Annotated in this window: 10 protein-coding genes; 4 read left to right on the top strand and 6 right to left on the bottom strand. The window is 55.0% G+C overall.

The window, feature by feature from the left end:
* Positions 1-304: 304 nt before the first annotated feature.
* Together Pla52nx_RS16815 and xrtU (Pla52nx_RS16820) are read right to left on the bottom strand one after the other, a co-directional pair.
* On the bottom strand, positions 305-2,074 hold the full coding sequence (locus Pla52nx_RS16815) for a tetratricopeptide repeat protein (protein WP_146519101.1): 1,770 nt from the start codon (positions 2,072-2,074) through the stop codon (positions 305-307).
* Positions 2,071-3,864 carry an exosortase U gene (gene xrtU / locus Pla52nx_RS16820; RefSeq protein WP_146519102.1) on the bottom strand — a complete coding sequence of 598 codons (1,794 nt, stop codon included), beginning with the start codon at positions 3,862-3,864 and terminating at the stop codon, positions 2,071-2,073. Before xrtU (Pla52nx_RS16820) ends, Pla52nx_RS16815 begins: the two co-directional genes overlap by 4 nt.
* Before the next feature lie 464 nt (positions 3,865-4,328).
* Between xrtU (Pla52nx_RS16820) and xrtU (Pla52nx_RS16825) the strand changes: the two genes are divergently transcribed.
* From xrtU (Pla52nx_RS16825) to Pla52nx_RS16840, 4 genes are all read left to right on the top strand, one after another.
* Positions 4,329-6,122: an exosortase U gene (gene xrtU, locus Pla52nx_RS16825; RefSeq protein WP_342190174.1), complete on the top strand. Its 1,794-nt coding sequence runs from the start codon at positions 4,329-4,331 to the stop codon at positions 6,120-6,122.
* A 3-nt stretch (positions 6,123-6,125) separates the two neighbouring features.
* Positions 6,126-7,664: a tetratricopeptide repeat protein gene (locus tag Pla52nx_RS16830; protein ID WP_146519104.1), complete on the top strand. Its 1,539-nt coding sequence runs from the start codon at positions 6,126-6,128 to the stop codon at positions 7,662-7,664.
* A 258-nt stretch (positions 7,665-7,922) separates the two neighbouring features.
* Complete coding sequence (locus Pla52nx_RS16835; protein WP_342190175.1) at positions 7,923-8,519, top strand: hypothetical protein; 597 nt, start codon at positions 7,923-7,925, stop codon at positions 8,517-8,519.
* A gap of 135 nt (positions 8,520-8,654) precedes the next feature.
* Positions 8,655-9,488 carry a glycosyltransferase family 2 protein gene (locus Pla52nx_RS16840; protein WP_146519106.1) on the top strand — a complete coding sequence of 278 codons (834 nt, stop codon included), beginning with the start codon at positions 8,655-8,657 and terminating at the stop codon, positions 9,486-9,488.
* 59 nt (positions 9,489-9,547) lie between these two features.
* Here Pla52nx_RS16840 and Pla52nx_RS16845 read toward each other — a convergent pair whose 3' ends face one another.
* From Pla52nx_RS16845 to Pla52nx_RS16860, 4 genes are all read right to left on the bottom strand, one after another.
* Entirely contained in the window at positions 9,548-10,096 is a 549-nt protein-coding gene (locus Pla52nx_RS16845; protein ID WP_146519107.1) for a putative colanic acid biosynthesis acetyltransferase, read from the bottom strand.
* Positions 10,097-10,111: 15 nt separating this feature from the next.
* Positions 10,112-11,446, bottom strand: coding sequence for a hypothetical protein (locus Pla52nx_RS16850; RefSeq protein ID WP_146519108.1), 1,335 nt, complete (start codon positions 11,444-11,446; stop codon positions 10,112-10,114).
* Between the two features lie 146 nt (positions 11,447-11,592).
* Positions 11,593-12,690 (bottom strand): glycosyltransferase family 4 protein, encoded by a 1,098-nt coding sequence (locus tag Pla52nx_RS16855; RefSeq protein ID WP_146519109.1) that lies wholly within the window; start codon positions 12,688-12,690, stop codon positions 11,593-11,595.
* An 82-nt stretch (positions 12,691-12,772) separates the two neighbouring features.
* The gene (locus Pla52nx_RS16860) at positions 12,773-13,951 is read right to left on the bottom strand and encodes a glycosyltransferase (protein WP_146519110.1); all 1,179 of its coding nucleotides are present in this window, start codon (positions 13,949-13,951) and stop codon (positions 12,773-12,775) included.
* Positions 13,952-14,115 lie beyond the last annotated feature (164 nt).

Genomic DNA, 14,115 nt, shown 5'->3' on the forward strand with positions numbered 1-14,115 from the left:
AATCGCCAGAGCACTCCCTAGTCTACACGTGAGCAGTCTACACGTGAGCTATGCCGCCCCTGACCAATATGGCAGAGAATGACGGTAGACCGAAACTTACAGACAACTGTTCTGGCAAATGTGATGGTTGCGCGTTACGACCCTTCAAACTGTTATTCGGACACTGCCCAGAGAACGATTGTGGGTTTACCGCCATTTTTGTCAAAAGCTTCCACGGCAAACCGCCAAGGGGGCTTTTTACCGCTACCACCGTCAAATACCTATTGCCCGCATCGGAAAAACACGGATTTTCAGCGATTCGACTTTAGTTCTCTGAGACGTTAACCGGCGACGTTAGTTCCCCTGAACGAACATTCACCGTCCGATCGGCTTCGTTCGCGAGCTGGGAGTGCTTGGCTGCCGAGGAATCATCGCCGATCTCGCGGAAAATCTCCGCCAGCAATTCGTGACATGTCCGCTCGCTGTCCGAACAGGCCAAGACACGTTCCAGATCCGCCCTAGCGGCTTGGGCCTCCCCCATCCTGTGCAGGAGCTTCCCGCGAGCCAACAGCAATCTCCAGTCATCTGGGCAGCGTTGCAGGGTCTGGTTGAGCAGTTTGAGCCCTTGCTTTTGATTGCCGGGATCTCCAACGCCCAGCAAACCGGCGAGAACAGAGACCAGGTGAATCGCGTCCGCTTCAGATTCACGCCGGAATGCCAAATCCAAGTGAGGACGCGCCTTCGATTCGTCACCGGCCAATAGAAACACGATCGCTTCGATCAAATGGGCTCGCTGGTTCGAGTTGTCACGGAGCATCGCCAAGTGCGCTGCTGCTGTGTTGCTAAGATCGACTGACGGCGAGTCATGGGCGAGTTGCAAGAGGGCCTGACGGACGTCGACGTGATCCGGGGCGACCAGAGCAGCTTGAGCGACGATGTTGGCCCTTTGCAGAAACGATTCTGAATTGTCGACAGACGCCCCCAGTTTTTCGCTCATCGTCAGCAAAGCTTCGGCGCATGGCCACCGAAGCCGCTCGTCCTCTGCGACTCGCATGCCTTCGCTAAGCGTCTTGTACGCGAGATGGTGCTCGCCGCGGATAGCAAACGCCCTGGCCAGCCCCAACCTGCTTTCGACATCAGCAGGGGTTTCACGAATGGTGGCTTGCAAATGAGTAACGGCTTCCTTGGCTAGCCTGTTGGCGTTTTGCTGATCGCCCAATTCCGCCATCAGTTGGGCAGCTTGCAAACTCTGCGATCGATCTTGCCTAGCAAGTTCGTCAAACATCTCCGCCGCCGGCTTCGTCGCACCGGTGTCCATCAGGAAATGGGCATACAACTCGCTCGCATATCGAGATTCCTTTTCGGGCAGTCTTCCCTTTGTGATCTGATACAAACGATCGATCATTTCACGCTGGGAATCGGACCATTGGGTGCGACGCGTCATGCCCTCGCGAACCATCGTACCGCCTCGCGGCGCGATACCATCAGAGGCGTTAACAAACATCATCGAATCCAGAACCCACAATGCCGCCGGCGAATACTGGTCCGACATCGCTAGTTGATTCATGATCGCCATTGCATCTGTCGGATGGCCCTGCAGTTGATACAACAACGCTAATTGGAATCGATAGCCCGGATTTTCAGGAGCGAGCACCAAGAGTCGCTCGGCGGCGATCTCGGCTCGTCGCGTCTCCGACTCACGAATGGCGTTCGTCAACACGTCCCCGTAGGTCGTTTCGCTCTGTGAATCGTCCCGCAGGATCGCAATGAGAGCTAAGGCAGTCAGCGTCGATGCAACTGCGATCGCTGGAACGGCTGGCAGGATCGACTTGACATCCCGTGTAGCAAACCAGCGAACGATGAATTGCATCGTCCAGGCGAGCCAAGAAAACGGATTGATGAGTCCTAACAATTTCAGTTCTTGATCATCGTCTGACCATTTGCGTCTCAAACGAATCAACCAGTCGCTGTCGGACAACGGTCCAGAATGATCGAAGGAATCCCACAGTGTAGAAATCCGTGGCAGCCGCAGCGCGCGTCTGACAGACATCCATCGGTCCGTTGCCCGTTCCCAGAACTCGCTCAGAGAGCTCATTTCACGGCCTCCGACATCACATCGTGGACCGTTTTACCCGAAAACATTGCGCGCGCGGTGCGACGCGGGGTGTTGGACGACGAGAAATCTGCTTGCGTGTATTTCGTCTTGTGCCAAGTCAGAGATTGCTGAACGACCGACCGAAATTGATGGAATCGACGCCCCAGCTCGAACAACTGGTCGTCCGAAATGGGTTGGGCTGACTCGTACCAAAGCTGCAACATCAGTTTTCCGCCCGCACCTTCCTTCGCTCGATTTTCTAAGTCGGTATCGCTTCTATACATCGCATTGACTGCACCGATCAGCGGAACACCCAATCGCCCTCCGTATCCATCGACGGCATCAAAGAACAAGTGCCCCCTGACTCCCGTTGAATTCGTGAACAGTGCTCGCGCGATCGACGGAGATTCCATCGGATCATTTGCATCGACGTTTCGCCACGCAGCATTCCATTCTTGAACCCTCCAGTCATTCGCAGTGTAGTATCGACGTAAATCATGCCAATCCTGATAGGGTTGACTAATCGAGATCAGGATTGGCGAGCCTTGGAACTCGCCTGACCAAACATCGGTGTATTTTAAGTCACGATGTTCGTCGACACTTTGTAGTGATTGGCCACGAATCAATGCGTATCGAGCCAGCAACTCGTCCATCTCGGTTGACTCCGCCCAGGGCGTGATCGCTGCGGGCATGGGGAAAGCCTGTGTCCAATTCATGGTTGTCGTCAGGACGCCCAATGAAGCAATGGGTACGGCAAAAAGCATCGCGGCCCAAAGCATGGTTTTGGTCCAAACGATGGGCGGAATGCCCGGCTGGTCCATTTCGGATGGATGCCATTGGGAATCCAGTTCTTTCTCCAACGCCGTGCCCCAAGCCATCAGCCAATTCCAGCCCATTGACAACGGATTGCTCAATCGACCCGCTTCGGTTTCCGGTACCGGATTGCTCGCGATCGCCAACAGACGATCCGTTGATAAGATCATCAGCATGGCCAAAGCCAACGAGCCAACACCGAGCCATCGGTTCATTGTTGGATCAGCAGGGTCAACTTCGTACCACTCCGCCCCCAAAGCCACGATCGTCACGTGAATTGCATTGACCGCAACGAGCCATGCTGCACAGACACTCCAATAGACAGGAGCCATCATCGCTGGTCGACGAAAAACGACAAACCAGATCATCGTCAGCATCAATAGCAAAGAGAGCGTCGGTGTCCCTTTGCAGACTTCCGAGACAAAGATCGGTCCGCCACTGATCTCCAAGACGTCTTGTCGGACATAGTGAACCACGTCCATCGCATCGAGCAACCAGCTTGCCATCGCCCCAGAGATGCCTGACATCCGGGTGAGAAATTTGTCTGTGATACCAGCAGGAAAACGCACCAACATCAGTGGTAGCCACGCCAAATAAACAAGGCTTTGGCGCGTGGTCGCAAAAGGAAATTGGCTCCGCAGGCAGGCCGTCGCGGCGAGCAGGAAACCGAGGGCAGAGAGCGCCGGCGAGAATCGAAATCCAGAATACGCCCCCAATGCCAAACTCATCGCGACCAAGATCACCGAGAAGACGCTCGAAGGCATCCGCAGAACTCGGTCCCAGCGATTGGCCACCAGCCCTGTCAATGCCAACAATATCGCGGGAATCGTGATCCAGCGGTCATGACTGGGCAATCCCGCCAAATAGGCGACGGTTCCTGGAATGGAAGCCAGCAGGACTGCGAACCAAAAAAGCAGCACCGAACCGGCGTATGCACGCAAGCGTTTGGGGGCCGATGCTGTTTCTCGGATAGGCAACTGATTGTCCCTCGTGCGGTGGGTATCCTATTGTGGACTTTTGAAACGTGGGAGTAAATGGAGGCAAGGGATTTCTGATGATCGCGTATGGACAAGCGTACACGCCCCGGTGCCGCTCTTGCAGGATTTCGAGGGAAAACCAGAGAATGGGTCTGTGTTCGCTTGCTACAAATCGTGACGCCTCTCTTCTCTATCTGTCCAAACGAACGATGAATCTGACGTAACTTTCGTTCGATGGGATGTCCCGTTTACGCCGATTTTGGACGTTGCGCGATGCCCAGATGGACGACTTATTTGAAAACCATCCCTTGGCGTTTGATTTTTCGCATCGCTTGAGAAACCGTGAACGATGTGTCGTACAGATCATCGCATCTGACTTCCCTCGGTGTGCCCCGGTTGGAACAAGCCATAAAACCGGATCATTCGTGTCACACACTCCCGCCCACCATCCACTTCGCAAAACCGTGCCTGAATCTTTGGCCTTAGCCGCTGCTGATGACCCGTCGACCTCCGGTCAAGTCCAAGCCGAATCGGGGGACTTAGAAAGGGAGAGAGGGGGTGTTTGGGCATCTCCGTACTTGCTGACGATTTTGGTCGCCCTCGGTTTCCTGCCCTTGCTTTATTGGCATGTGCTACAGCTGGCCCAGAAGTCCCATTATCACTTTTTGGCGGTGTTGCCGATCGCGGCGGTCGCGCTTGCTCGTGGCATTGCAGCCCCGAAACAGCGTAAGACCACGCGGGGCTCGGGTCAGGAAGCAGAGCCGATCAGTGTTTTGGCCACAGATTTCAGCAGTCCGCTCGTTCCGTTGGGCTGTTTAGTCGCGGCATTGCTTGGTCTCGTTGTGGCCATGTACGTCTGGTCCCCGTGGCTGGCAGCCGTCGCGGCATACTTTGCTGTCTTGCCCTGCCTGTGGTTCTTTCGCGGTTGGTACAGCGTTCGGCGATGGGCGCCTCTGTGGGTCCTGTTTGCGGTGGTGATCCCGCCACCTTTTGGAATGGACGAAGACCTGATCCTGTGGCTTCGCGGTCACGCAACCAACATGACCAGCGCGGTACTGGATCAGTTCAATGTCTTGCATCGCAGCTACGCCAACGTGATTGAGCTGCCCGAGCGCAAGTTGTTCATCGCTGACGCTTGCAGCGGTATCCATTCGCTCTACGTCTTGTTGGGGGCGGCGCTGTTTCTCGGTCTACTCAATGGTCGAAACTGGATCCACATCGGCGTCCTGCTGTTGACGACGTTCGGAATCGTGCTGGTGGAGAACGTCGCACGATTGACCTCGGTCGCATTGGGATTTCAATACCGGATGGACCTCAGTGAAGGTCCCAATCACGCTTACCTAGGTTTCATACTGTTCGGATTGTCGCTTGGCTTGGTGCTTTCCGCCGACCAGTTTTGGCGATTCATCCTGGGAGCAAATCCCAAGCTGCCGTTTCTACCTCGGAGCACCAAAGCATCCAGTTCGGCAAGCGAGAACGATGAGAGCAACCATAGAATCCCGCGTGCTTGGCGGATCGTACTGCTGAACATCGGCTTGTGCTTTCCCCTGTTGGCCGTTGCTCAGGTTTTCGCGATGCCCGGTGCGCCACCCACAGTAGCACACCTCTTTGACGACTCACTCTCGCTGCCCGATTTCGGCCCCGATGCTGCCCCGGAGCAATTTGGTGGATTCAGGCGGTTTGATTACGAACGCATCCGCCGCGTGCCCGGCGATCCTTTCGGTCAGGAAAGCCAGCAGTGGGTTTACTCCCATCCAGACGGCACGCAAGCGATGATCTCGATCGATTTTCCCTACGAAGGCGTTCATGACGCATGTGAGTGCTACACCCAAGTCGGTTGGGACATTTATGAACAATCGATTCAAACCGCTGAACAACTCAGCGGCATCGGGGGACTCAGCATCGTACCTGACGGCCCGATGGGCTTGGCGCGAATGAGGCAAACGCTCGATGGCGAAGGATTGCTGCTATCCAGTTGCAGTGACATGGAAGGCAATGTGGCGGTGGTTCTCAAAGAGTTGTTGCAAAGAAATGCGGGTGAACGTTTGGCGGCACGCTTCGGCGGCGGCACCGACAGGGACACCATCGCATCGGCAGGGCAAGGGACCGCGCCGCCATTTGTTCAGTTTCAACTTCTCGCTAAATCCGCCAACGGTTTTTCCGAGCAGCAGCTCGCTGAATTGACCAACTTGTACTTGACGGTTCGTGCTCACCTGAAGAGCGAAGTGCTGCGGTCCGTTCTTGAGGCAAAGCAATAAACCATGTCAAATCGAACCATCGGTCGCTTCCTGGCAGTTTCCCGATCGCTGTGGCGAGGCACTCGGCGTTGGCTTGCTCGATTCTTCAAAGCCACCATGGCGAGAAGCGGTCGATTCTTTACTTTCGGCTGGCTGCGATCAGCTGGTCGGAAGTGGTGGAATTTGGTCGGCGGAATTCCTATCCTGCTGGTCGCATTATTGGTCGGCTACCTAGCGATCTCATGCTCGATTAGCTCCGAAAACGACATTCGCAGCCGCTATCTCGTGCACGCCGACGCAGCCGCGGCGTCGGGCAACCACAAATCAGCGACATTGCTGTACGAGCGAGCAATGGAAATCCGCGAGCTGACGGATCCATCACTTTTTCAAATGGCAATGTCAGCCTTAGAAGCCGGCGAGACAGCCAAAGCAAATACGATCATCCAAAAAATCGCGCCGCCCGACGAAGCACGCTATGCGAGAGCCCACTTTTGGCGAGCGTCTCAACTGCTCGACAATCCAAGACGCACCATGGATGACGTCATCGCGGGCGAAGATCAATTGAAGCTCGCTTTGCAGCTCGAGCCCACGAACGACAACATCCGCGCCGCGTTGGCCACGCTCTATTTTCAATCAGGACGCATAGATAGGGCCGCAGCCGAATTCTCGAATATCACTCCACAACACCCCGAGTTGGAACTTCGGCTTGCCAAGTCCTTGGCGCTCCTGAAACGAACAGACGATGCCAAAGCTCACGGCGAGAAGGCGTTGAAGTACTTAAAGGAGCAAGCAGCTAGGGACCCCGATAATCTCAACGCAAGGTACCAACTCGCTGATTGTTACGCGTTCCTGGAGGAGTTTCCCACGTCAGCGAAAATCCTGACGGAATTGATCGCTCAGTCACCTGCCAAGCCTGAATTCTCGAAAGCTCTGTCGACCGTCTATGTGAAGTGGGAAACCAGTCTGATTGGGGACGACATCGAAACCGATCGCAATCGCTTCGCGCTGCTCGCCCAGGCGCTATCGGTTTACTCCAACGACATACAACTTTTCGATCGCTTGATGCAGTTGCTCGGGAAGCGAAACGAAGTTTCCGAGGAGTTGGCTGCGTTTCTGAATCGAAACATCGCCGAAGGGCGAGCGTTAGGATTGAGCCACCTGATCCTGGGGTCCCGAGGTTTTCTGGACGACCGTGTTGAGCCCTCGATGTTTCATTTGGAGCGTGCCTACGAATTGATGCCAAATGCAGCCATCGTCGCCAACAACTTCGCATGGTATTTGCTCAATTCTGACCCTCCAGCACCACAGCGAGCCCTGCAAATCCTTGGGCCGATCATCGAGAAAAGCCCTGAGGTGAGTGCGTTGCGGGATACCCGTGGAATGGCCTATCTGGCAATCCAAGAATGGCGAAAAGCCGTCGCGGATCTGGAATTTGCGATCGAGAATGGCCTAAGAGGCAGTGTCACCACTCACCGGGGACTCGCCGAAGCCTACACGCAGCTCGGATTACCGGAACTCGCCGAAGAACACCGCAGAATTGCTGAAAAATCAGCCGATCAATGACCTGTGCAGAATCAGAGGGATTTCCCTCAGCGTCGGTGTGGTAAATTCGGCAAAGTTTAACTTTTTCAATCAAAATTCGTTGACCGGCGACTTTGCCTCATTCATACTCCCCCCATCTAGCTTTCCGTCACCATTGGACCACACATCATGTTTCGAGCGTTTCTTGCCCTCGCCGCGCTAGCCCTCATTGTTCAATCCAACGCCCATGCAGTTGCCATCACTGGCGTTAACACAACCACAGCGAATGGCGGGTTGACGTTGAATTCGAGTTCTATCATTACCGGAGCAGAAGGAAACAACGACTTCGCGGGCGCCTTCGGCACGAACCCCAACCGTGTGAACCTGAATTTCACGATCTTGGACAAAGGTATTGCGGACCTGATCACGTTCAATGTGGATGCGACCAACACGACAGCATCTGAATATGAATTTGCGGTCACCTTCAACTTCACGGGCCATGGTCACGTCAATGGCTTCGACATGCAGTTGGTCAACACGCCGAACGCTGCACTGACGCGTTTCGAGCTGTTCCCAGATCCGGCTTTGCCCGGCCCATTTTCGACGGCTACTGGCACTGCTGGCGCTTTCGCATTTGAAACTCCCAACTTGAATCCGTTTCCGAACTCGGCTGGTCCGCTGCGATTCGGCGGACTCAGTGGCGGTGGTGGTCACTTGATCAACGATGGCAGCACAGTCACAGCATTCTTCACGATCGACTTCGCGGATGGTGCGGTCGGCCCGAATCAGTCCTTCGCCCTGCAATTCACTGCCAACCCAGAGCCATCATCTGCCGCACTTGCTGTGTTGGCACTTGGCCCCCTCGTTCTGCGTCGTCGTCGACGAAACGCTGCTTGATCGATCGACCAGCCAGCTAGATCAAAAGGCGGACCGTGTTCAGCGGCCCGCCTTTTTTCGTAGGCAGTTAGGCTGTATCGTAGGCTATCAGCGCCAGCGGCCAGAGATAATAGCTATGACGGATCTTCGCTCACAATGACCCATCGGATTCCTGTCTCCGTCATCGTCCTTGCAAAGAACGAAGAGCAGAACATCGTGAGATGCCTAGGATCGCTGCATTGGGCCGAAGAGTTGGTTGTCGTAGACGATCGTTCGACGGACCGTACCGCTGAACTGGCGCGTCTACACGGAGCCCGAGTGGTCGATCATCCCTTTGAGTCTTTTGCTCAGCAACGCAATTGGGCGCTACGAGAAGGTGGACTCAGAAATGATTGGGTGCTGATGCTCGACGCAGACGAAGTGTCAACGCCGGAGTTTGCAGCCGAGATCCAGCGAGCGATTATCGACGCATCCAACGATACCGTCGCCTTTCGGACTTGTCGAAAGACCATGCTGGGTGACGCTTGGCTGCGTCGTAGCGACAGCTTTCCGGTTTGGATCATGCGACTCGTGCGACGTGACCGCGCATGGTTTGCCGATAGCGGCCACGGTGAAGTGCCCGTTCCCGAGGTCGATGGCGAGATGGGAACCATCAGAGAACCGTTCGTACATCATCCGTTCAGCCGAGGGTTGAACGACTGGTGGCAGCGTCACATACGCTACGCGGAACGGGAAGCACGACTGGAGATGCTCTCAGCGACGCAGTTGTCGTGGAGCGACTTGATCAAGTCCGACGCGAGCAAGCGTCGTCGTGCCTTAAGGGAGCTAGCGCGCAGGATGCCGTGTCGTGGCAGCCTGCGATTCATCTATCAGTACATCGTCAAGCGAGGTTTTCTTGACGGCCGGGCAGGTCTGCAATTCTGCCGAATGATGGGATGCTACGAGCGAATGATCGTGGTCAAGAAATGGGAGCTGTCCCAGGAACGCTAGTACGTCAGGCTTTCTAGCCTGACCTATCCCCTGTATGTCAGGCTAGAAAGCCTGACGTACTACATCTCACGCGTCCCAACCTGCTTTGCGGGATTCCCAGCCACGATCGCCCAGGCGTCCACATCTCGCACAACGACGGCCCTTGCGCCCACAACCGCGCCCTGCCCAACGGTCACGCCCGGCCCCACAAACGCGTCGGTGCAAACCCAAACGTCATCAGCGATCTCGATGGATGCTTTGATCAGCGGCAACGTCGCATCACGATGGTCATGACTGCCACCGCAGAGATGGGAACGTTGTGAGATCGTGACTCGCTTGCCGATGACCATTGGTCCAAGGTTATACAGCACCGAGTCGAACCCAACGGAAGACCAGTCACCGATCGTCAAGTTCCAGGGAATGAACACGCGAACGCTGGAATGAATATGGACATGCTTGCCAATCTTGGCACCAAAGAGACGCAGCATTCCTCTGCGCCAACCCCAAAGCAGTCGCGGAGAAAACCGAAACAGTGGTGATGCAAGACTCCAAAGCATCCGTCCCGTCAGTTCACGCAACGACCATTTACGTTGAAGTCGGTTTTCGGCAATTGGCTCCAGTTCGTTCATGGACCTTTTTCTCAATCAAGCCGCTGAATGACGGGGCCGCCGTTCAAGTTGTTTGATCTTACGTGCTTTTGCAATTGACGTGACGCCGAATGCTATCCCAAGGACGATCAATACTAAGAGCGCCGAAGGAGGGTCGCCGCTGAACTGCTGGTGAGAGACAGTGAAAGATGCAAGATTTGCAACCACAATCGAGATCATGCAGAGTTGTGCCACGGCACCGTGCCAACTCGCCGGGACTCGCTGGACCGCGCTCATGATCGCCCGAATCAACGACCATGCTGAAAGGACGACAAAGATCACGCCGAACAGACCAAGCTCCCTGAAAATGCGACTGACGCCGTCTTCCTGCCAACCGCCGCTGCTAAATCGATTCCTTCCTTGGCGACGGTCGTGCTGCATCAAGTGGTAGGAGCCTTGAGTCGCTGTTCCGATCCCTTCGCCCAGGACTCCTGACTGGATAATGGTTCCTTGAACCGAGCCGACCACAACCTCTTGGTAACGCTCCACACCGCTTGTGAAAAGCGTCCCGGCGAAATTCATGTACTCGGTGCCAACATATTCATCCGTCGCAACAAGAAAGACGCCACCAATCAGCGCTGCCGCCGCGACTATCGGGACCACAATGGCTTGTACACGAGTGATTTTTCGAATGTACGTCAGCAACGCCAGGACGGCCAAGAAGACCAACGGCATCCCAAGCATCTTTCGTCGCCCGGACAACAGTAGACACAAGCAGCCGAATAGAGCGAGCACTATCCAGATAGGTGATTGCCGACGCGACTTTTGGATCGCCAGCGTCAATGAAAACATCACCACCTGGGCAGCGTGCAGTCCCATGATGTCTGGGCTTCGATAAAGTCCGCCAATCAGCTTGACGGTTTCCTGGCCGGAATAGCGTATCCATTCCATTCCTCGCAACCCGCCCAATGCAGGCCAATTCGCTCCCGAGTACTCCGCGATCACGCCTGTCAACGCTATACCATTCACGATGCAGTAGAACATCATGAACCCACTGATGTCCTTCGGTCGACGCGAAATCAAGTAGCCCAGCAAGATGCCAGCAAATGGAGCCAAGTATGAGATGACGCCCAAGCCGACCATCTTGTAGCCGCCTTGGTACAGTGCCAGCGACAAGATGCTGCCCGGGATCATCGCAATAGCCAGATACCGGATCGCAGAAAATACTCGCGGGTGCTCACGAAAGGCGATTTGAATTTGATTCCTGGATCGCATCCACGCGGAAACAGTGATCACTGCCCAAAGTCCGAGAACACTAATGGTGATCAGAACTGACTCACTCGGATCCATTTTGCGTACTGGATCTCGCAAGAAATCGAGCAGAATTGCCATGTAGATAGCCTTCCGCCAATCGGCGAGGGCCACAAGGCACGCGAGTCCCAATAAACTGAAATATCCCAGAGTGATCATAGCTAGCGATCGTAGTGATTCATTCCCAAAAACGCCATTGCGTTTTTCCTATCGCTGATGTGCTGGCTTCAGCCGACAACGTCAAGATAGATTTGCCTCAACGTATCTGAAAATTCGCCGATCCCAAACGCACTCGCGTGCTCGGCCCCTTTTGCTCGCATCGTGCTCGACAAATCGCTGTCGGACAGCAAACGCAACAGATTCCCCGCCATCGCTTCAACGTCCCCCACTCCAGATACCAACGCCGCATCTCCCACCACCTCTCCAAGCGATCCGCCGTTGCTGCAAACCACGGGGCACCCAAGTGCCATCGCTTCGATCGGTGGCCAGCCGAAACCTTCGTAGAAGCTCGGGAACATCAAGACGTCTGCATGTCGATACAAGAGATGAACTCGTTCGTCCGATGGATAGGATTCGAACGCCACCCTTTCTGTTAACTGCAACTGTCTCACGCGATCCAGATGCTCTAGAGTAGGAGGTGGGCCTGCGAGGATCAATCTGTGTGGAATCTCTGCGGCCACTCTGGCGAAAACCTCAATCACTCCCTTTCGGTTCTTGTAGAAACCGTTATTCCCGATATGAAACACGAACGGGACGCTCAGATCAGCAGGTCTCGTTGAGGTTGTATCGATCTTGCGAATTGAGAATTGGTCCTCCAACGGCGGAAACAAGATACTGTGCTTGCCTCGATTGGATATCCCTAGCCCAGCAACATCGTTCAGGGTCGACTGACTATCGAAAATCAAATGATCCGCAAACGGAAGTCCGCTGAGGGAAAAATTAATGATCTTGCGAGAGAGAAACCCAGGGGACGCTGTCTCAAATTTTCCCATGGACTGCAGCTTAGGGATGACGTCATGAACCGTAACAACCGTTTTATAGTGTCGCAGTACACGAGCAAGATAGCCATGGCTGCCATCGATGACGTGAAACAAGTGCGCGTCCGATTGCTTCGCAAGTCGCCGTCCATTTCGCACCACCGACGCATGATGGGCGAGTGTGCGTAATTTCCCAGGCAAGCGCTGCACATCGCCTGCGACGCACGCACGCTCGACGTGAATCCTATCGTCGCCGGCAAACGCCGATGCGATGATATCCGCATAACGACGCATGCTGCCCTTGGAACTAGGCAATGCGGTTTCAACAAGACAGACGGTGAGGGGCATAAATGTACGTCAGCCTTTCCAGGCTGACTTATCTTGGGATGAAGTGTCAGGCTAGAAAGCCTGACGTACGATTGCGGACCTACTACCGCACCACGTAACGCGCAGCATCTCGAATGCCTTCGGCCGCTGCCAATGGAGAGTACTTTCGAATCAGTTCAAACGCCTTCGAACCCATCGAGGACAGATCGACGTCGCAGCTCGCGGCCTGCATCATTCTCTGCGTCAGCGAATCCCAGTCACCGAATGCGAACGAGAACCCGGTCTCCCCCTCCACGATCAAATCTCGCTCACAGCCAACTTGATCACTGACGATCGCGGGACGTCCACACGCCATCGCCTCGTTGACCACCAGCCCCCAGGTCTCACCATGATCCGACGGCAATACGAGACAGTCACACGCGACGTAGGAGCCAACGATTTCGGATTGATTCAGAAAACCCGCAAAAGTCACCGGCAGCCCACTCTCAGCAACCAACCGCTCGCACTCGGCTCGCAACTCACCATCACCGACCATCAGCAAATGGAGGGCATGCTGCGCATGACGTTCTTTGGCAAGCCGTACCGCATCACCAAACGCTTTGACCAATTCCACCGGATGTTTTTTCTTTTCAAACTTGCCACAGAACAGAAAGCAAACCGCGTCCGCCGGGATACTCCACTGGCGTCGCAACTCACCACGCTCGCTCCTCATCGACTGTGCGGCCCGTTCAAACCGATCATTCTCGATACAATACCGGGCATCAAACATCTGCTCGCCCCGCACACCGTAGCTCGCGTAGAAATCACGATTCGCGGAACCGATGGGCAAGTAGGCGTCGTAGCGACGAATCAGCTGCCGCTGCAACACCTTTTTCCACCACGGCCGCGGCCGCAAGTGATTCGCTTCGCCGCGAACAATGCACGGAATCTTGAGCTTCTTGCAGGCTCTCAATGTCTGCACACACGTTTTCACTACCCATCCATTGACCACCACCGCATCGATCTTTCGGGTTCTCAATTGATCGACAATCCCTGGTGTGTCGCAACCACTAAAGTGGGTCACGCCTGGGTTGTCGGCAACGTTCTCCAGCACGTGGTGCTGATATCCATCCAGCAACGGGACGTCCCATTCAAACTCCATGCCGAAACCGGCACCCTGTGCCGCAGCATCAGGCAGCATCGCAAACAGAACTTGAAAGTCGATGTCATCAAATCCACTCAGATGCCGGAAGACGGGAACTTGATATTGAATCGGATGGCTGGTGACGAAAGCGAGCTTCATATCGGTTAGCTGTTAGCGGTTGACGATCGTCACTCGGCCTTCCGAGCCGATAGCGTATCGAAGCGATAGAACACATTTCACTGCATGACCATCCAATTCAATTGACGTCCACCACCTTGGACTCAAGGATTGGATCGTCTTCTGATTTATCGCCTCAGCGTCCG

The sequence above is a fragment of the Stieleria varia genome (assembly GCF_038443385.1).
In the GTDB taxonomy this organism is placed as follows: domain Bacteria; phylum Planctomycetota; class Planctomycetia; order Pirellulales; family Pirellulaceae; genus Stieleria; species Stieleria varia.

What these genes read in the sequence shown, in the direction of transcription:
- Pla52nx_RS16840 (WP_146519106.1), top strand. Translation starts at nt 8,655, where the DNA reads ATGACCCATCGGATTCCTGTCTCCGTCATCGTCCTTGCAAAGAACGAA.
- Pla52nx_RS16845 (WP_146519107.1), bottom strand. Translation starts at nt 10,096, where the DNA reads ATGAACGAACTGGAGCCAATTGCCGAAAACCGACTTCAACGTAAATGG.
- Pla52nx_RS16815 (WP_146519101.1), bottom strand. Translation starts at nt 2,074, where the DNA reads ATGAGCTCTCTGAGCGAGTTCTGGGAACGGGCAACGGACCGATGGATG.
- Pla52nx_RS16830 (WP_146519104.1), top strand. Translation starts at nt 6,126, where the DNA reads ATGTCAAATCGAACCATCGGTCGCTTCCTGGCAGTTTCCCGATCGCTG.
- Pla52nx_RS16860 (WP_146519110.1), bottom strand. Translation starts at nt 13,951, where the DNA reads ATGAAGCTCGCTTTCGTCACCAGCCATCCGATTCAATATCAAGTTCCC.
- Pla52nx_RS16855 (WP_146519109.1), bottom strand. Translation starts at nt 12,690, where the DNA reads ATGCCCCTCACCGTCTGTCTTGTTGAAACCGCATTGCCTAGTTCCAAG.
- Pla52nx_RS16850 (WP_146519108.1), bottom strand. Translation starts at nt 11,446, where the DNA reads ATGGCAATTCTGCTCGATTTCTTGCGAGATCCAGTACGCAAAATGGAT.